Here is a 19324-nt window from a genome sequence, read left to right on the forward strand (position 1 = left end):
CTTGCGAAAAACTCGACTGCCGCATCCTTGAGTTCGATGGTGAAGAAGACCATGTTCACCTGCTCGTGGAATATCCGCCGAGGCTGTCGATCAGTGTGCTGGTCAACAATTTGAAATCCACGTCGTCCCGACGGGTGCGGTTCTTGAATGCCCATATTCCGCGCCTCAGCAAGAGCGCCGTGCTGTGGTCGAGATCGTATTTCGCTTGTAGCGCAGGCGGAGCCACTATCGAGACGCTCAAGGCTTATGTGCAGGGACAGAAGACACCAGAATAGGGCCGCTTGTGCGGCCCCCGCTTACCTCCCCGCCCGAGTGGGCGAGGGTTCACGCGGGTTTTTGCTGAGGTTTAGGCGGAGGCTGCCATAGGCAATTGCACCAACAAGACGAAAAGTCATTGCTGCAGCGTTGACTCTAATCAGGGGGGGGGGGCAGGATCCATCATCATGTTAGAAATGCTTTTGGGTAGCAGGCCATATTTTTACGTTAGGTTCAGGCTCGTTTCAGGTTAACGCCGTATAAAGAACAAGTGACAATAACCTCTGAGGTAAATGACCATGCGCAACATCTCCTTAACAACGTCTTTGTTTGCCCTTTCACTCAGTTTGATAACGAGTGCGGCATGGGCTTCGCCCGGCCAAGGCAGTGGTGACAATGGCCTAACCGAGGCTGACGTTGACCGCACGATCAGCCTTGAGGCTGGCGATATGTGGTTCGACCCTGAAGAGCTAGAACTGGCGGCTGGGGAGGTGGTTAAATTTGAAATCACCAACACCGGCAATTTAGAGCATGAATTTGTGATTGGTAGCAAAGAAGCCCAAGAAGAACATCGCCAGATGATGCTAAACATGGCCAATGGCGGAGGCCATGACATGTCAAATATGGCACACGGTGAAGGCCACGATATGTCCAATATGTCAAACGGCGATGGTCACGATATGGCCAATATGAGTATGGCAGGTGTCACCATTGCGCCTGGTGAAACCGGGACTTTATTATGGAGTGTCCCTGACAATGTTAACGAGCTAGAGTATGCCTGTAACATTCCTGGTCATTATGAATCCGGCATGTACGGCAATTTTTCTCTCTAATCTGACGTATATCCATGAAACTGTTGCTACTTGAAGATGATGACTTGCTAGCGGAAAGCTTGGCAGAGAGTCTCAAAGACAACGGTTACCTGGTTGATTTGGCCGCTTCCTTGAAAGCGGCCAAGTCGCTGATGGCAACCGAGCATTATGAACTGGCGATCTTAGATGTCGGTTTGCCCGACGGCTCAGGGCTGGATCTGCTCGCCCAGTGGCGCAGGCAAAAACGCGACACGCCTATTTTGATCCTGACGGCGCGCGATACCTGGGAAGATAAAGTGATTGGACTTGAAACGGGAGCCGATGACTATCTCACCAAGCCCTTCCACGAAGCCGAACTCATGGCCCGCCTGAAGGCCTTGTTGCGTAGGCAGTCTGGTCAGTTATCTCAGGTGATTACGCTAAACGGTGTCTCGTTGGATGAGGCGGGTCAACGTGTGTGCTTAGAAGGGGAAACGTGGCGTTCGCTAACAGCAACGGAGTTTCGATTACTGCGCTACTTAATGCTTCATCCAGACCGTATTCACTCGAAAGATCAGCTACTAGAGCAGCTCTATGCCTTGGAGCAGGACGCTGCAGCACCTAACTTGGTGGAAGTCTATATCGCTCGTCTGCGTCGTTATCTCGGTAAATCAGTCATTCAAACGCGACGCGGTCAGGGGTATTTCTTTGCTTCACATTGATAGACGCAGTTTACGCATTCGGCTGCTCGCATGGCTAGGCGGCGTCGCGCTATTGGTGGTGGTCACCACGTGGCTATTGCATGGGATCTTTTTACAGAGCCTGGCAAGAGATTTTTTAGGTGAACGCTTACAACGTGAAGCAAACCACGCGGTCGCGCAGCTAGAGCAAGACCAAACGGCTGTACCGACTGCGCTCGACTCGGTTAGCCAAGGCTATCAAGTCTTTCATCATCTCTACGTACTCCGCTTCAATGGCTCGGTCAGCGCTTCCGACCCGCAATGGCAGCAACAGCTGGCTCCATTGCTGGAAGAAAACGGTGATGCCCTAATAGACGTGAATCGCGGAACGCAGCACATGCTCGTCTATCGCCGCCATTTTGAGTGGCAGGGCACGCAGGGTGTGCTATTGGTGGGCGAGGATTTTTCCCAAGTAGAAGCAGGGCTTGCAACTTTGCACTGGTGGGTTGGTGGGATCGCCGCCGTGCTTTTAGGGATGCTCATCTTACTCAATATGCTGGCGGTTAACCGTGGACTCATACCACTCTGGCAACTGCGCCAACAACTTGAAGCATTGCGCTCAGGCAAACGAGATCGCTTGTCATTAGTAGCCCCTTCGGAGCTAGATGAATTAGTCGACCAGTTGAACTGGTTCATGGACGACATCGATCTTCGTCTAAAGCGCTCGCGAGAATCGGTCGCCAACCTATCACACGCATTAAAAACCCCGCTGGCAGCAATTACCCAAGTACTGCGCGGCAATCGGCCCATTGATGAAAACCGACGGCATAAACTGCTCAGTCGTATTGAAGATATTAACGCTCAGTTAGCTGCAGAGCTGCGTCGTTCGCGTATTGCAGGGCCTAACGCGGGTCGAATGGCGAACGTCACGCGAGATAGTTCACGGCTCATCGAGATGTTCCGTAGTCTTTACCCTGAGCGCATTTTCAACCTTACCCACTCGGCACACGAGAAAGACCAAGTGCCTATTGAGGCTCACGACTTTTCTGAAATATTAGGCATCGTGCTCGATAACGCTGGCAAATGGTCGAATAGGTGCATTAATTGCGATATTGCCGTCTCCACTACCACACTCACGCTCACCACTGATGATGACGGTTTCGGCGTTGCAGAAGAAGATCTTTCGCGCTTGGGAGAGCGTGGCACACGATTGGATGAACGCCGTCCCGGCTACGGCTTAGGCCTGTCGATTCTTGCGCAGTTAATTGCCCGCTACTCAGGGCACTCGCGCTTTGAGCGTAGTCCACTGGGTGGACTGCGCGTTACGGTTACGTTGCCTCTTGCAGTTGAAGTGATTAATTAATCACTATTCAGCTTTGATTCAGCTTCTTCCATCAAGATGGTGCCGTTCATCATTGACGGGAGTTACACATGGCACGCTCAAGCATCATTTCTCACCCGCTTTCTCGCCGGCAGGTCCTAAAAGGCGGCGCTGCCCTAGGAATAGGTTCCGCTGCGGCAATGGGATTAACCCCCGCCTGGGCAAACCCCTGGGGCCGTACCAACGTCTATGCTCAGGGCGTTGAAGAAGGGCCCGAGGTATCGCTGGCGATCCGCCGTGAATCGTTGCCTATTGACGGACAAGAAGCCCAACCAATTACCATTAACGGTACCAGTCCTGCCCCGCTGATTCGTTTGAAAGAAGGTCAAGACGCAGTACTGCGTGTCACCAACCTGCTGGACGAGCCCACCTCCATCCACTGGCATGGTCTCATTCTACCGCCGGAAATGGATGGTGTGCCTGGCGTTAGCTTTGCAGGTATCGCCCCTGGTGAAACCTTTACCTACCGTTTTCCCGTCCGTCAGAACGGTACCTACTGGTACCACAGCCACTCCGGCTTGCAGGAACAGCTCGGCCACGCCGGGCCGTTGATAATTGACGCCGCCGAGCGCGAACCCATCCGCTATGACCGTGAGCATGTGCTACTGCTCACCGACTGGACCTTTGAAGACCCCATGTCGGTATTTCGTAATCTGAAATCCATGATAGATGGCTATTACAACTTCCAAGAGCGCACGATTGCTGATTTTTTCGCCGATGTTCGCGAAAAGGGTTTCTCACAAACTGCCGAGATGCGCGGTATGTGGGCCAAAATGCGCATGAGCTCGAGGGATATCGCCGATGTTACCGGCAGTACTTACACTTACCTGCTAAACGGCCACTCCCCCCAGGAAAACTGGAATGCGCTGTTCAAAGCCGGTGAGCGGGTGCGGCTACGCGTGATTAACGGCTCAGCGATGTCATACTTTGATGTACGTATACCTGGTTTGAAGATGACCGTCGTTGCTGCCGATGGCCAGCCAGTGCAACCCGTGCCTGTTGATGAGTTCCGTATTGGCGTGGCGGAAACGTACGATGTGCTTGTTTCACCAGAAGATGATCGAGCCTATACCATCTTCGCCGAAGCCATGGATCGGAGTGGCTACGCTCGCGCCACGCTAGCCCCGCGTGAAGGCATGCAGGCGGAGATTCCCAAGCGCCGCCAAATTGCCGACCGCGGCATGGAAGCCATGGGTATGGGCGGTATGGATCACTCCAACATGGCGGGGATGGATCACTCTGGCATGTCCAACATGTCGGGGATGGATCACTCTGGCATGTCCAACATGTCGGGGATGGATCATTCCAGCATGGCTGGGATGGATCACTCCGGTATGTCCAACATGCAAGGCATGGATCACTCTACTATGGGGGGGATGGCAGCCGAGCAGGCCAAAATAGGCGCAAATGGTTTGCTTCTCGCTGGTGAAGCCCAGCCCGGCTCTCGCTACGACCAGGCGGGCATCGGCATCGACCCCGACGAACGACGCATATTAGTCTACCGGGATCTCAAAGCGATCACACCATGGCCTGATCGCCGTGAGCCAGGCCGTGAGCTTGAGCTGCACCTGACCGGCAATATGCAGCGTTATATATGGTCGTTCGACGGTAAGAAGTTTAGCGAAGTGACGGGCCCTATTCATTTTGTGAAAGACGAGCGGCTGCGCCTAATTCTGATTAACGACACCATGATGGAGCATCCTATCCACCTCCACGGCATGTGGATGGAGCTGGAAAACGGCCAAGGGGAATTGATACCACGCAAACACACCCTAAATGTGAAGCCCGGCGAGCGCGTATCTGCGTTGATCACCGCAGATGCAGAGGGCAGTTGGGCGTTCCACTGCCACCTTCTCTATCACATGGATGCCGGCATGTTCCGCGTTGTTCAGGTTTCTTAAGGAGGCAGTATGAAAACCAAGCACTACTTAACCCTCGCCAGCGCCGCCCTCGGCATGGCCGCCGCCACGACTGCTCAAGCCGAAGACGGCTATGACGCCCCGGCCGGCTGGCCGTCACCGGTCGTGGAGTACCCGATGACCACGGTACGGGTCGATCGCTTGGAATATGCTTCGCCCGACAAGGGGGGGGGATGCCTTGGTCTGGGATTTCCAGGCCTGGTATGGCGGTGATTTCAATCGCCTATACGTGGAAGGCGAAGGCCAAAACGTCCAGGGCGATGGCGAAGATGCAGAATTCGAGTCCCTCAACCTGCTTTATAGTCGTTTGATTGCCGACTTCTGGGAACTTCAGGGCGGCATCGGTTATCAGGGCGGTATCGCTACGAATGACTATCCCGAACGCTATTTCGGCGTCATCAGCCTATTGGGGCTCGCCCCCTATCGCTTCGAGACCGATCTCGACTTGATGATAAGCGATGAAGGCGATATCTCCGCCAGCCTGGAAAGCGAGTACGATCTGCGCCTGACGCAGCGGCTCTACCTACAGCCGCGTACCGAAATTGCCGTAGCTGCCAGCGAAGTTAAGGAGTTTGGTGTGGGTAAGGGCCTTAACTCAGTGCGTGTCGGCATGCGCCTGGGCTACGAAGTGACCAGACGCTTTGCGCCTTACGTGGGCGCTTACTGGGAAAAAGAGTATGGCGATACCGCTGACCTTTCTCGTGCTGGCGGGAATAATACCGAAGATACCGGCGTGGTGGCAGGTGTCAGGTTAATATTTTAAATCGTTAAGCACTCTATAACTTGCGCCACCGAAAGGTGGCGTTTTTTTTTTGCTAATAAACCACTAAATTCAGCTTCAACTCATACTCTAAGGTTATTATTAAATTGTAAATAACCAGCGGAGTAAACCACCATGAAAATTAAAGCAATTGTTTTTAGTGCAGTAGTAGCAAGTATCCTCTCTACACCTGTATTAGCGAGCTTAGGCAATACAACACAGAATCTTCCCTTACTAGAAAGAGGCGTATCTTCTACACAGATGCTTGCCCAGGGGCAACCTAAGCGTTTCAATATTAACATTGAACAAGCGACTACACTGAAAGTAGTGAGTGAGCACTTTCCAGGATTTACCAGCACTGGCAACCGCATTTCAGCTGTTCTTTATAATGAGGCGGGACAGAAGGTAGCAGAAGCTTCCAGCCCACGGGGGCACTTCGAACTTGTTCGTCAGCTGCAACCGGGCAATTATCAGCTTGAGGTAACAGGAAGATCAAGGGGAGGCAGTGATGATAACCATTATTATGAACTACATGTCGCCTATTGATATCCTTTAGTCTTGACATGAATTAAGAAGGTCAGCCATGAGCTGACCTTTTTTATGAAAAACTAGTATCTCGGCAAACAAATTCAGCTTTAATTCAGGAATTTTCGCTAACGAGCTATGGTGATTTCTGGTGTATGGAAGCAGGCTGAAGGGGTGGCGTATCCTGTTGGTTGATCACCGCCAAGATCACAACCAACAGAGGAATGATACGCCATGTCCAAGTCTAACCTGCACGCTCTTTCACAACCAGAGGTGGCCACCACCGACCCATTGCACGAGCTGATCCGTCAGGGTGCCCGTGACCTGATTGCCAAGGCGGTCGAGTCGGAGCTTCAGGGCTTGCTGAACCAGTATGCCGATGTTTCAACACCTGATGGGCGCCAAGCTGTGGTGCGCAACGGACACCTACCCAAGCGCACAATCCAGACAGGCGTTGGGGATGTTGACGTTCAGGTGCCCAAGGTCAGAGACCGCAGCGGCTCCGGCATTCGCTTTAACAGCCAGCTCCTGCCGCCGTACTTGAAGCGGGCTCGGAGTCTGGATGAGCTCATCCCTTGGCTCTACCTGCGAGGGGTCTCCTCTGGCGACTTTCAGGAGGCTCTGAACGCCTTGGTCGGTGAGCAGGCCAAGGGGTTGTCCGCCAATACGGTGACCCGGCTCAAGGCCCAGTGGCTGAAGGAGCACGAGGAGTGGTGTCACCGTGACCTGGGCCAGAAGCGCTACGTTTACTGGTGGGCGGACGGTGTCTACAGCAATGTCCGCCTGGATGACCGGCTCTGCCTGCTGGTGATCATTGGGGTCACTGAGCACGGCCACAAGGAGCTGGTGGCTGTTGAAGATGGCCACCGGGAGTCTGAAGCCAGCTGGCGTGAGCTGCTCACTGGCTTGCGGGAACGTGGCCTGGATCATGCGCCCAAGCTGGCCGTAGGCGACGGGGCTCTGGGCTTCTGGAAAGCGCTGAGCAAGGTGTTTCCGGAAACCCGGCACCAGCGGTGCTGGGTGCACAAGACCGCTAACGTACTGGACAAGCTGCCCAAGTCAGTACAACCGAAAGTGAAGTCAGCCTTGCACGAGATCTATCTGGCGGAGACCCGTGACAGCGCACACAAGGCCTTTGACAGCACGTTGAAGCGGTTTCAGGACAAGTACCCGAAGGCCATGGAAAACCTTGAGAAGGACCGGGACGAGCTGTTGGCCTTCTACGATTTCCCGGCCATTCACTGGATTCACTTGCGGACCACCAATCCGATTGAATCCACCTTCGCCACCGTGCGGTTAAGAACCAAGCAGAGCCGATCCTGCGGCTCTCGCGACACCACCTTATCGATGGTGTTCAAATTACTCCAATCCGCCCAAAAACGCTGGAAGCGGATCAAGGGGTTCGACCAACTGAAGCTGGTCGTGGACAACGTCCAGTTTCGGGATGGAGAGCAGGTGGATGATCAAACTGGCAGAGACGCCGCCTGATGGTCATACACCAGATTTGACAATAACTCTTCGCTAACTTTATAGTGCCGCAATCGGCGTAAAAACAAGACAATTCATAAAGAGGTGTCATCATGTGGAATAACAAGAAGATTCCCTTGGTCAGCATGACGGTTATGGCCTTGGCAATCGGCTCGACGTATGTTTCGGCCCTGGAAATCCAATCGGGAGAGACCACCGTGAGTCTTTATGGCTACGCCAGGCTGAACATGGCTTACAACTTCGATCGGGATGCCGGATCGGCAAACGAAGGTTACTTTGGAGAAGTCGAAAGGTCGGAAGGTAAGGTCGGTGATCAGTTTCAGATATCCGCCACCCAGAGCCGCATTGGCTTTCGAACCAGCACGCCTGTCGAGGGGAGCACGCTAGACACCGTTATCGAAGGGGACTTCTGGTCCTACAACGATGACAATACGCGCTTCAGACTACGGCATGCCTATGGGTCCTGGAATGGCATCCTTGCCGGGCAGACCTGGTCGAATTACAACACCTTCGTCGCCGCCACGCCCACACTGGATTTCTTTAGCACGGCGGGAAGCTATGGTGGCTATGGTACGCGCCTTGCCCAGTTGCGCTACACCATTGGAGGATTCTCGATAGCTGCGGAAGATCCAAAAGCACAGCTGGCGGAGAACATCGATGGTTCCTTACCTGAAGACGCCTCCTTGCCAGATAATGACGATGCCGTATCATCGATGCCCGCGTTGAGCCTGCGCTATGAAGATAGTATGGGTGACTTTTCCTACTCAATCGCCGGCATCGCCCGGCAGCTGAAGTACGATACCGGCAGCGAGAAGGATACGGAAATGGGCTATGGGGCCTTCGCCGCAGGTGCCTACCATGCCGGACCGGTGACCTTGAGAGCGATCGTGAACGCCAGCGAGGGGGCGAACAGTTACCTCTATCTGTCTGGCGATTACTTCAACGGTGCCGATGCCTACGTCGATACCAACGGTAAGCTGCAAACGCTATCTGGCGATAGCGGAGCCCTTGGTCTTTCTTATCAAATATCACCACACTATTCACTGAACGCGTCCCATGGCTATACCGATGTCAAATTGGGCGACCCTACCGTAGGTGGGAATGCAGGTAGAAAGAACAAGAATACATTTCTTAATCTGATGTGGACTCCCAACGAACGCTTGATGTACGGAATTGAGTACGGCTATTTCGAAACGGAGTTGGCCGATGGCCGTGAAGAAGATGCGAGCCGTGTGATGGTGGCTGCCCAGTATAGTTTCTAGGGTGAGTTAGTAGCATAGCAGAGAAGCTGTTTTGATCGATTGCTTGGGCGTATGCCCAAGCTTTTTTTATGGTCTTCGTCACTTCATGTGGGGCCTGATCGAACAGGCGACCCACAATACCACTGTCACTAAACTGAATAAGAAAGATCAGTCGCGTCGGGAACACTTCCCGGGTCGCGTCGGGAACACTTCCCGGCGGGTGACCTTCTTATTGTTCTGGTGCTCAGCCTGAGCAAACGAGATCTGTTTCATCGAGAACTCTGGCGGGTAGTGGAAAACTGTATTTTGCCCTGCCGGTGGCACTTAGGCAGCAACGGTCGTATTTATGCAGTGTTTCCTTAAAAGAGGCTCGCAGTAGGCTTGCTTCTACTAGAGTTTATTTCAAAATAATTACCTCAATAATTTGAAAGCCTGAGTTAAAGCAAATGAATTTCTCCATAGAAGTTCACGTCGAGCCGGAGCGCTTGCCCCGGCTGGTTTGAAGCTTAGCTGGCCATTGCGGCACATTCTTCAGCGCAGCGATGACAAGCTTGAGCACACTCTTGACAATGGGTTGCATCATGTTTTGCACACTCATCACCACACTTTTTACAAATGTCGGCACATAGACGGCAGATCTCGTGCGCAAACTCGCTTTCTTGTGCCATGAATGAAGCGGCTAACCGGCAAATTTGAGCACATTGCATTTTAAGGCGAATACATTCCGCCATCATTTTTACGTCGTCTTCTTTTAGGCACTCAGTTGCACACTTGTCACAATACGCTGCACATACGTGACAAGCTTCAATGCAATTCTCATATTTTCCAAAATTCATCTCGATTCTCCATTTATTAAATCAGATTTTATTCACCATAGCTCTTGCTTGGCATAATAAAGCTAGAACAACCTAAAAGAAAAATCAAGGAAAGGTAATCAGGTAACTACTCACGAAATATAAAGTTAAAAAGGTAGCTGTGCGCTACTTGCCAATAATTTTTTATTATTCAGTTAAGATTCAGGAAGGCCTACTATAGTAAATGTTTTTCAAAAAATACTGCAGCATTCGCTGCGCCTGGAAGTTAGCTCGCCACGAAGCCCCTAATTAAAGTAAGTAGGTGAGAAAACTAAATTAATAATGAGAGGAATCAAGTTCTAAGCTTTATAAAAATAATCTCCTTTTAGGAGACTAGCTCAGCCTAATAAGCTTCCTAAGGAGTCAGTATGAAAATTAATCTCTACTTCTCTGACGGCCTGGCTACCCCAGGGTCGCCAGGGAGGGAAAAAGGTCGACCATGATACTGGAAAGCCGCGTCATGGTACCCGAGACGATGGCGATGCCCATCAGGATCACAACCGTGCCCGCCACGGGGCGAGCATAGGCGCTCCACCTTCCTAGGCTTTGCCGATGCAGAGCGAATCGGTTAATCAGTAAAGTGCTGGCAAGAAAAGGTAGCGCCAGTCCTGCCGAGTAGGCACTGAGATATATCATTCCAGCCTGGGCACTAGCAGCATTGGACGTGGCCATCAAGATGGCGCCCAGGATGGGGCCGATACAGGGCGTCCAGCCGATGGCAAAAGATACCCCGAACACAGTAGCCGAAAGCGGAGAGCCACCCTGGACATTGGGGGTGAACTGAAAGGTACGCTGGAAAAGCGGCAATCGGAACACGCCGGTCATAAAGAGGCCCAGCACGATCACCGCCGAGCCGGCAACCCAGTTGAATTCTTGGCGATACCCTCGCATCAGTTGCCCGATACTACTGGCGCCGAGCCCGAGTAGGATGAACACGATGCTGAAGCCGAAGACGAAGAAGGCACTGAGGGTCAATGCCTCTAACCGCCTGTCGGCTTTACCGGCACTACCGCCTGTGACCACCGACAGGTAGGCCGGTAACAGGGGCAGCGTGCAGGGCGAGAAGAAGGAGACCAATCCGCCGATAAAGGCGCCGACCAAGCCGATGGAAGAGAGAGATTCCAATGTGTTATCGCAACTTAAGTTATGGAGACGGCCAACAAGGGTATTGATACCAATCCCATGGTGCTACCTCCTATCATATCCATTTTAACGCCGTAAGAATTTTAAGGCTTACAGCTGCTTTAAGGTCAACCTTTATTGACAAATTATTTGTCTCCTATCGAATTGCAAATATTACACATCAAGCTTGACCTTAAAGTTGACTTCAAAGTTATGGTGGCTACTCAATGAATGACATGAGGACATTTCCATGGCGCTACAACTGGGCGAGACAGCACCAAACTTCACGATCGAATCCACGCAAGGCACGGTCAACTTTCACCAATGGCTTGACGACAGCTGGGCGGTGCTGTTCTCGCACCCCGCTGATTTTACGCCAGTATGCACCACAGAACTGGGCGCGTTTGCCAAGCGAAAGAACGAATTCACCCAGCGGGGTGCCAAACTGGTTGGGGTTTCGGTGGATCCCCTCAGCTCTCACCACGACTGGGCGGGGGATATTGAACAGACTCAGGGCACGGCCCTGAACTACCCCTTGCTGGCTGACGAAGATCAGGTGGTAGCGAAGCTTTATGGAATGATCCATCCCAAAGCCGACCCCAAACTGACGGTGCGTACGGTCTTCATCATCGATTCTGACAAGAAAATTCGTCTCACTTTGACGTATCCACCCAGCACAGGACGTAATGTCGACGAGATACTGCGGGTTCTCGATTCGCTTCAGCTAACTGACAAGCACAAAGTGGCCACCCCCGTTGACTGGCAAAATGGTGACGATGTCATCATCTCGCCATCGCTATCGAATGATGACGCTAGGCAACACTTTCCCGAAGGCTGGAACACCAAGACGCCCTACCTTAGGGTCGTGCGCCAACCGGAGCAATAGGAGCCCCGACCGGTAGATTCGTTGAGTCAGGCTGCCAGAAGCTTGGATTAATAATGTCGTGAGGTAACGCTATGCAAACACTAAGTATCGGCGAGCTTGCCGAACGAAGCGGGGTCGCTAGCCAGGCGATTCGATTCTACGAAAAAGAGAGACTTATGCCTCCTCCGAGGAGGACCGATGCCAACTATCGGCGTTACCCACTGGAAGCTGTGGATCGGTTGCAGTTTATCGTCCATGCCAAGCAGTGGGGCTTCACGCTGCAAGAGATTCGGGAGCTGCTAATGCTTCAGGATGCTAATGGCGACCGGGCGCAAGCTAAACGCATCGCCGGGGAGAAGCTGCACAAGGTGCGCGAGCAGATCAAGCACCTCACGCGGATTGAAGCCGTATTATCGAAAACATTGAGTGAGTGTGCAGGCGAAGGGCCTATGCAGGAAGGCTGCCCGATTGTTGAAGCTATCGCTGAGCAGACTGAATGATCGGGCATTTTCTCGATAGCGAACATGGGAATCAAGTTTGCCTACCGGGTCGTCGATAAATTAACAGGGAGATCGTCATTATGGCGCAATACGTCGATATCGAGATTCGTGGTATGTCCTGTGCTTCCTGTGTTGGGCGTGTGGAGCGCGCACTCAGCCAGCAGCCAGGCGTGATCAACGCTCAAGTGAACCTCGCCGCACAGAAGGCGGCTATCCAGGTCGAAGCAGGTACCGCGACCACTAGCCTACTCAACGCCATTGAAACGGCGGGCTATCAGCCGGTGGTGGAAAGTCTCGACATTCCCATCACCGGCATGAGTTGCGGATCGTGTGTCTCTCGGATAGAGCGAACGCTAACGAAGCTGCCCGGCATGGTGGAAGTAAGTGTCAACCTCGCCACCCAAAAAGCCTTCGTTCGTTTCCTGCCGGGAGCCGTTTCGTTACCGCGTATTCAGCATGCCATCCGCGAAGCAGGCTATGAACCACAGGATACCGATACGCCGCCATCAACGGACAGCGAGGACCGGGAGAGAGCCGAGCTTCGCCGCCGAGTCGTGCTCGCGGCAATATTTACGATTCCGGTGGTCATCATCGCCATGGGGAAAATGATTCCCGCCTTTGACACGCTTTTGACGAGTCTAATGCCGCATCGCGGCTGGATGGGCGTTGAGTGGTTATTGGCCACACCGGTGCAGTTCTATGCTGGTGCACGCTTCTATCGCGTCGGCTTCGCCGAACTCCGGCATTTTAATCCGGGCATGAACAGCCTCGTTATGATCGGATCGAGCGCTGCCTATTTCTATTCGGTCGCCGCCCTGCTGGTGCCCGCGCTCTTCCCCGTCGGAACCGCCGTGAGCTATTTCGAAGCGGCGGCGGTCATCGTGACGCTAATTCTGCTCGGTCGCTATTTTGAACACATTGCCAAGGGCCGCACCTCCGAAGCTATCAAGAAGCTTCTGCAATTACAGGCGAAAACTGCCCGCGTCATCCGTGAGGATGAAACCGTCGAGCTGCCTATCGACGCCGTCGTCACGGGCGATCGTATTTTGGTTCGCCCAGGGGAGCGTGTTCCAGTAGATGGCATCGTTGAGGAGGGCCACTCCTACGTTGATGAGTCGATGATCAGCGGTGAGCCAGTGCCGGTCGTCAAACAGAAGGATTCCGAAGTCGTCGGTGGCACTATCAACAAGAACGGTGCACTTACCTTTCGGGCCACGCGAGTCGGTGCCGACACTGTCTTGTCGCAGATCGTCAAGATGGTGGAAACGGCCCAGGCGGAGAAGCCCCCAATTCAGCAATTAGCCGACAAGGTTGCCGGTGTGTTTGTACCCGTGGTCATCGCTATCGCCGCGATTACCTTTGCACTCTGGTTCGCTTTCGGACCGTCGCCGTCTTTGTCCTTTGCCTTCGTCACTACCGTTAGTGTACTGCTAATTGCCTGCCCCTGTGCGATGGGCCTGGCTACCCCAACGGCCATCATGGTCAGTACCGGGAAAGGGGCCGAGATGGGAGTGCTATTTCGCAAAGGGGCGGCGCTTGAGACGCTGGCCAAGATGAATACGGTGGTGCTGGACAAGACCGGCACTTTGACCCAGGGGCGCCCCGAACTGACCGACTTCGAAGCAATTAACGGTCATGAAAACGACGTGCTGCGACTGGTCGCGGCAGTGGAAGCTCAAAGCGAGCACCCCATCGCCGAAGCTATTGTACAGGGCGCCAAGGCCCGTGGGCTGGAATTACCCTCGGTCAGTCGCTTTAGTGCCGAGCCTGGCTACGGCATTGAAGCCGAGGTCGACGGCCGCTTGGTACATGTGGGAGCTGATCGTTACATGCATCGGCTGGAAATCGAGCTCGGCCAGGCAGAAACACGCGCCAAGGTGTTTGCCGAGAACGCCAAGAGCCCGCTCTATGCCGCGGTAGACGGTCAGCTTGCTGCAGTCATCGCGGTGGCGGATCCCCTCAAGGAGGGCTCTGCCGACGCTATCACAGCACTCAAAGCGCAAGGGTTGGAGGTGGCCATGCTCACCGGCGATAACCGTGCCACTGCCGATGCTATCGCCCGACAGGTTGGCATCCAGCAGGTTCTCGCTGAGGTGCTGCCCGACCAGAAAGCGGCAGAGATCCGGCGTCTCCAGGCGGAGGGCAAGCGTGTCGCTTTTGTGGGGGACGGGATCAACGATGCACCCGCTTTGGCCCAGGCCGACGTGGGCATTGCGATCGGTACTGGCACCGATATCGCCATCGAGTCCGGCGATGTGGTGCTGATGAGTGGCGATTTGCGAGGCATCGTCAATGCCACGGCGCTCTCCAAGCGCACCCACCGGACCATTATCAGCAATTTCGTCTGGGCCTATGGCTACAACGTAGCGCTAATCCCCGTGGCGGCGGGCATGCTCTATCCGTTCATCGGCGTATTGCTCAGCCCCATGCTGGCGGCGGCGGCCATGAGCGTTTCCAGTGTCTTTGTGCTGACTAACTCGTTGCGGCTACGCCGTTTCACGCCAGATACCGGCAATGCCACACCACGTCCAAACGATGCTGTTCATCGCGCCTAAACCAAACACCGTAGTGTTAAAGAGGAATTCAAAATGATGGGAAGTGATAGTTGCATGTGGGGTATGGCGGGGATGGGCCTAATAGCGATCTTGTTGATTATTGCACTGGGGCTTGGTGTTGCTGCGCTTATCAAGCACCTGTTTTTTAATAAGAAGCACTAAAACCAGCCAGTAAATGTGATCGACCTAATCCCTTGGAAAAACAGTAATTGATAAAGAGAGCATTCATGAGGCATATCCTACATTCTACTTATTACCTAGCCGCTGCAGGTCTGTTAGGTCTTATTACGTTGCCTGCGTTGGCGCAGGAAGCAGGAACCGATGCCAATGAGAGTCATCAGGCCGGCATTGCCGCTAATACTGAGTCTCCCTTGCCCAAGACGATTACCGTGTTGGTGGATCAAGGGTTCACATTCCATGGCATCTTCGAAGCGCCTGACGACCTCCAAGGCTATGCCTTGTCTTATGATAATGAGCCTATGGCGGCTTATATTTCTTCCTCTTCCGACTATGCCGTCATTGGTACGTTAATCGACCCCCAGGGCAATGCCGTCATGGAAAGCCAGCTTCAGGCTCTGGTGCTGGAACCCATGCTGGAAGCTGCCTGGAGTGCGTTTGAAAACACTCGTTTTATCTCGGAGGGGAATGATGATGCATCGCATATTGTTTACACACTAACAGACCCCAACTGCCCCTACTGCAACGCACTCTGGAAGAATTCACGCCCGCTAATCGAGCAAGGCGTACTACAGCTTCGTCACGTGCTGGTCGGCGTGCTATCAGAGGACAGTCTTCGCAAAGCTGCCGCAATCCTTGAAGCCGACAATCCGGCTAGCGCTCTCGAAACCCATGAATTGGAATTTCGCAATGGCGGCATAAAACCGGTGGAGCCGTCGGAGGAGAGTCAAGCGCTGCTCAGAAAGCATGCCCAGATCATGCGCGAGGCCGGTGCTACAGGGACGCCGACCAGCTACTACCGTGATGAAGCCGGGAAAGTACAGCGTATCAATGGTGCAGTGTCGACCGACCAGCTTCGCGAAATATTGGGTGTTGAATGATACTCCATCACGGTACAGGGCTGAGATGACATGTCTCCCTGCTCCCCACAACTGAGATGGACATGGCAACCAAGCTTAGTGTAAAGCAAAAGCTCTTTTTGGGGCTCTCTCTACTGATGGGCTTGGCGTCCCTCTATTGGATCCTGATGGAGACCGGCGCCTTGTCGGTCTTGACCGATAAGCAGGCCTTGCGTGAATGGGTTGATGGGTTGGGCGTCTGGGGGCCATTGGCCATCATCTTTATGATGATTACGGCCATTGTCATGAGCCCGATCCCCAGTGGTCCGATTGCCATGGTGGCCGGTGCGATCTACGGCCCAGTTTGGGGAACGGCCTATGTCGTTATCGGTGCCGAAGCCGGCGCTCTGCTCGCTTTCTGCATTGCTCGTTTGCTCGGCTATGAGGTAATGCAACGCTGGTCGCGTACGCGTCCCATCCTTAACTGGCTGGGGAAGGAACGCTCTCAAACCGGCTTGATGCTCATCGTTTTTGCATCCCGATTGGTGCCCTTCATTTCGTTTGATGCCATCAGCTACGCGGCAGGTATTACACCCCTGTCCTTCTGGCGCTTTTTGATCGCCACATTGGCCGGCGTAATCCCCACGGCGTATCTGATCGTCAAGTTCGGCGAAGTGCTAATTACCGCCGACTCCCGTGGTCTCACGATCGCGCTGGTCCTCATCAGTGGCATCACATTGCTGCCGCTGCTGGCGAAACGCCTATGGGCTCGGAAGCCATGACCGATGCAACCTAGTGCTCCAAATCAACTTCCGTAAGCACTAACAATGCTCAGCAGGCACTTACCCGCTACTACCTGTGAGACGTATACGTGAAATCTCGGACATTGCTATTTTTACCCCTATTGGGCTTTTTTGGTTTGAGCTTTTTCTTTTATCAGGGCTTATCAATGGATCCTAGCGCCAGAGATTCCCCCTTGTTAGCTCAGCCGTTTCCGGCCTTCAACCTGACGACGCTGGAAGACCCCTCAAGGGTCGTTGATGAATCTCTTTTTAAAGATAAGGTGACATTGGTCAATGTTTGGGGAGAGTGGTGCCCCACTTGCAAGCATGAAATGCCGCAGTTATTGGACTTAGCCGCGCGAGGCGTCCGCTTGGTTGGCATCAACTACAAGGATACCCAGGCAAAGGGACTCGAGTTTCTTGACGAGTTTGGGAATCCTTTCGAAGTCAATATTTTTGATCCAGAGGGTAACCTAGGTTTTGAGCTAGGTGTTTATGGCGCACCCGAAAGCTATCTGGTCGATACCGAGGGCACTATTCGTTACAAACATACAGGTTACATAACTTCTGAAGATGTTGAGCGAGTCATCCAGGAAGTCGAGAAGTGGAAACGATAAAACGGCTCTTAAGACGCAATAATTTTTGTTGATGACTCCAACAGTAACGATTGATTAAGGAAGATACATGCTGCAATACCCTCAAATCGACCCGATCGCCATCGCCATAGGCCCTCTTCAGATTCACTGGTATGGCTTAATGTATGTAATCGGGCTAGTGGCCGCTTGGTGGTTGGGTCGGCGTCGCGCCCACCGACTCGGCCTAAGCCACGATGATATAGGCGACCTGATCTTCTACGCCGCCATCGGCATCATCGTTGGCGGCCGCCTTGGCTATGCACTGTTTTACGGGCTCGAACAACTGCAAGCCAACCCCCTTTGGTTACTAAAAATCTGGGAAGGAGGCATGAGCTTTCATGGCGGCCTTGCCGGTGTGTTAGTGGCTGCCTGGCTGTTTGCTCGCAAACATCAACTGGCTTTTATTCAACTGACCGACTTCATTGCTCCGTTAGTCCCCATCGGCCTGGGAGCGGGTCGCCTCGGGAACTTCATCAATCACGAGTTACCGGGGAGAGTTAGTGATGTACCTTGGGCAATGGTGTTTCCATCCATGATGGAGCTGGGCCCAGAGCCACGGCATCCTTCGGCTCTCTACGAGTTTGCCCTTGAAGGTGTCGTGTTGTTTGCCGTGCTGTGGTGGCTATCGCGCCGACCACGTCAGCGGGGCCTCATCTCTGGGCTGTTCCTGCTTCTGTATGGAGCCTTCCGTTTCATCGTAGAGTTCGTGCGCCTCCCCGACCCTCAGTTGGGATTCATCGCTTTTGGCTGGTTAACCATGGGGCAGCTACTGACACTACCAATGATCGTCGCGGGCTTTGCTCTGGTCGCTTGGTCCAGAGGTCAGCCAATGGATAAGCCAAAGGCGGCGTTAAACTCATGAAACAAGTCTTCGCTTTTCTAACGGTGGCACTCTTTATAGTCACCCCGGTAGCGGCACGTGAAGAGATGTTTGAGGTTGGTGACAAAAGTTCCCCCTTTAACCGTTCGCCCCAACGTGACTTTCTACCGGCTAAAGAAGCCTTCCGAACCACCGCCTGGCGAGACGATGATCGAGTTTATATCGGCTTCACCGCCGCCGAAAATTACTACCTTCACCGGCATCAGTTCGCGATTGAGAGTCTCTCTCAAGATATCAATTTCGGTGAGTTGGCTTTGCCGCCTGGCGAGCCAATGTCGCACGCGTCTTTAGGGAACATTAACGTTTTCTACGATCAGGTGTTGGTGAGTGCGCCCATAGAGGCGAGCGACACCGTTACCGGGCCGCTGGCCATCATGGTGACCTTTCAGGGCTGTTCCAACCAAGGACTCTGCTATCCACCCGAACAGGTCGAACTCGTCTCATCGTACGGTTCGCCTCCGGCGGCCTTCACTATCAGCCCCTCCCGTGATACGGCGGGTAGCTCCAAAGGAGCCCCTTAAATGAATCCCGCCGACATGAGCCTGCCGCCGCTGGCGGCGGCCTTCGTCTTCGGCTTGCTGGGGGGCGCGCACTGTATCGGCATGTGTGGCGGCATCATGAGTGCCCTGACCTTTGCTGTGCCCCCCAGCATGCGACAGCCGAGGCGTTTAGCAGGTCTGTTGCTCGGCTATAATTTAGGTCGTATCAGCAGCTACATGATCGCTGGTGCCTTGGTGGCCCTGCTCGGTTCCGTGCTCAACCATGCACTGGACAGCTTCGCCCTGGTGTTGCGTATCCTGGCGGCGGTCATGTTGATACTAATGGCACTGTATATCGCCAACTGGTGGAAGGGCTTGCTACGTATCGAGGCACTGGGGCGCGTCCTGTGGCGCCGCATCGAACCAATAGGCCGTCGCTTGATGCCTGTTGTAAAAGTACCCCAAGCATTCGCACTTGGCTCGCTATGGGGCTGGATGCCCTGTGGGCTAATCTATTCGATGCTGGCCTGGAGTCTTGCTGTAGCCGAGCCATTGCGTGCCGCCGCGATGATGGGGGCCTTTGGGCTCGGCACCTT

General features: G+C 53.7%; 22 protein-coding genes. 20 read left to right on the plus strand and 2 right to left on the minus strand.

Annotated features, from left to right (window positions below; all coding sequences use genetic code 11):
• The 10 genes from tnpA to A3220_RS10260 all read left to right on the plus strand — a co-directional run.
• The coding region (tnpA, locus tag A3220_RS16920) for an IS200/IS605 family transposase (RefSeq protein WP_089675487.1) at window positions 1–275 on the plus strand (275 nt) is incomplete at its 5' end.
• Window positions 276–554: 279 nt separating this feature from the next.
• Window positions 555–1088 (plus strand): plastocyanin/azurin family copper-binding protein, encoded by a 534-nt coding sequence (locus A3220_RS10230; protein ID WP_054641625.1) that lies wholly within the window; start codon window positions 555–557, stop codon window positions 1086–1088.
• 14 nt (window positions 1089–1102) lie between these two features.
• Window positions 1103–1768 carry a response regulator transcription factor gene (locus tag A3220_RS10235; protein ID WP_062374704.1) on the plus strand — a complete coding sequence of 222 codons (666 nt, stop codon included), beginning with the start codon at window positions 1103–1105 and terminating at the stop codon, window positions 1766–1768.
• On the plus strand, window positions 1755–3089 hold the full coding sequence (locus A3220_RS10240) for a sensor histidine kinase (RefSeq protein ID WP_062374706.1): 1335 nt from the start codon (window positions 1755–1757) through the stop codon (window positions 3087–3089). The genes A3220_RS10235 and A3220_RS10240 overlap by 14 nt, the downstream gene beginning before the upstream one ends.
• 68 nt (window positions 3090–3157) lie before the next feature.
• Window positions 3158–5008 (plus strand): copper resistance system multicopper oxidase, encoded by a 1851-nt coding sequence (locus A3220_RS10245; RefSeq protein WP_062374707.1) that lies wholly within the window; start codon window positions 3158–3160, stop codon window positions 5006–5008.
• A gap of 9 nt (window positions 5009–5017) precedes the next feature.
• Entirely contained in the window at window positions 5018–5239 is a 222-nt protein-coding gene (locus tag A3220_RS17960; protein WP_252860452.1) for a hypothetical protein, read from the plus strand.
• Window positions 5205–5789 (plus strand): copper resistance protein B, encoded by a 585-nt coding sequence (locus A3220_RS10250; protein WP_249934499.1) that lies wholly within the window; start codon window positions 5205–5207, stop codon window positions 5787–5789. The genes A3220_RS17960 and A3220_RS10250 overlap by 35 nt, the downstream gene beginning before the upstream one ends.
• Window positions 5790–5921: 132 nt before the next feature.
• The gene (locus A3220_RS17250) at window positions 5922–6332 is read left to right on the plus strand and encodes a hypothetical protein (protein WP_128082418.1); all 411 of its coding nucleotides are present in this window, start codon (window positions 5922–5924) and stop codon (window positions 6330–6332) included.
• Between the two features lie 213 nt (window positions 6333–6545).
• Window positions 6546–7799, plus strand: a complete 1254-nt coding sequence (locus A3220_RS10255) for an IS256 family transposase (protein ID WP_062374709.1) — start codon at window positions 6546–6548, stop codon at window positions 7797–7799.
• Window positions 7800–7891: 92 nt separating this feature from the next.
• The gene (locus A3220_RS10260) at window positions 7892–9061 is read left to right on the plus strand and encodes a DcaP family trimeric outer membrane transporter (RefSeq protein WP_062374710.1); all 1170 of its coding nucleotides are present in this window, start codon (window positions 7892–7894) and stop codon (window positions 9059–9061) included.
• Window positions 9062–9546: 485 nt separating this feature from the next.
• On the opposite strand, the gene A3220_RS16925 is transcribed toward A3220_RS10260, so the two are convergent.
• The gene (locus A3220_RS16925; RefSeq protein ID WP_074211541.1) at window positions 9547–9876 is read right to left on the minus strand and encodes a four-helix bundle copper-binding protein; all 330 of its coding nucleotides are present in this window, start codon (window positions 9874–9876) and stop codon (window positions 9547–9549) included.
• Between the two features lie 420 nt (window positions 9877–10296).
• Window positions 10297–11019, minus strand: a complete 723-nt coding sequence (locus tag A3220_RS10265; RefSeq protein ID WP_022522193.1) for a cytochrome c biogenesis protein CcdA — start codon at window positions 11017–11019, stop codon at window positions 10297–10299.
• 247 nt (window positions 11020–11266) lie between these two features.
• Here A3220_RS10265 and A3220_RS10270 point away from each other — a divergent pair, with 247 nt between their 5' ends.
• From A3220_RS10270 to A3220_RS10310, 10 genes are all read left to right on the plus strand, one after another.
• A complete protein-coding gene (locus A3220_RS10270) occupies window positions 11267–11902 on the plus strand; it encodes a peroxiredoxin (RefSeq protein ID WP_008958491.1) in 636 nt (211 codons plus the stop codon).
• Window positions 11903–11973: 71 nt separating this feature from the next.
• Entirely contained in the window at window positions 11974–12381 is a 408-nt protein-coding gene (locus A3220_RS10275) for a heavy metal-responsive transcriptional regulator (RefSeq protein WP_044630734.1), read from the plus strand.
• 80 nt (window positions 12382–12461) lie between these two features.
• Entirely contained in the window at window positions 12462–14936 is a 2475-nt protein-coding gene (locus tag A3220_RS10280; protein WP_062374712.1) for a heavy metal translocating P-type ATPase, read from the plus strand.
• A 33-nt stretch (window positions 14937–14969) separates the two neighbouring features.
• Window positions 14970–15098, plus strand: coding sequence for a hypothetical protein (locus A3220_RS18170; RefSeq protein ID WP_269474880.1), 129 nt, complete (start codon window positions 14970–14972; stop codon window positions 15096–15098).
• A gap of 65 nt (window positions 15099–15163) precedes the next feature.
• Complete coding sequence (gene dsbG / locus A3220_RS10285; RefSeq protein ID WP_008958487.1) at window positions 15164–15994, plus strand: thiol:disulfide interchange protein DsbG; 831 nt, start codon at window positions 15164–15166, stop codon at window positions 15992–15994.
• 62 nt (window positions 15995–16056) lie between these two features.
• A complete protein-coding gene (locus A3220_RS10290; RefSeq protein WP_008958486.1) occupies window positions 16057–16734 on the plus strand; it encodes a TVP38/TMEM64 family protein in 678 nt (225 codons plus the stop codon).
• Between the two features lie 89 nt (window positions 16735–16823).
• Window positions 16824–17351: a DsbE family thiol:disulfide interchange protein gene (locus A3220_RS10295; protein ID WP_035586998.1), complete on the plus strand. Its 528-nt coding sequence runs from the start codon at window positions 16824–16826 to the stop codon at window positions 17349–17351.
• Window positions 17352–17418: 67 nt separating this feature from the next.
• Complete coding sequence (lgt, locus tag A3220_RS10300) at window positions 17419–18231, plus strand: prolipoprotein diacylglyceryl transferase (protein WP_008958484.1); 813 nt, start codon at window positions 17419–17421, stop codon at window positions 18229–18231.
• Window positions 18228–18770 carry a protein-disulfide reductase DsbD N-terminal domain-containing protein gene (locus tag A3220_RS10305; RefSeq protein ID WP_062374714.1) on the plus strand — a complete coding sequence of 181 codons (543 nt, stop codon included), beginning with the start codon at window positions 18228–18230 and terminating at the stop codon, window positions 18768–18770. The genes lgt and A3220_RS10305 overlap by 4 nt, the downstream gene beginning before the upstream one ends.
• Window positions 18771–19324: sulfite exporter TauE/SafE family protein (locus A3220_RS10310; RefSeq protein ID WP_062374715.1), on the plus strand; the 554-nt coding region annotated here is incomplete at its 3' end.

This window comes from Halomonas sp. KX33721 (assembly GCF_001596805.1).
Taxonomy (GTDB): Bacteria; Pseudomonadota; Gammaproteobacteria; order Pseudomonadales; family Halomonadaceae; genus Vreelandella; species Vreelandella aquamarina.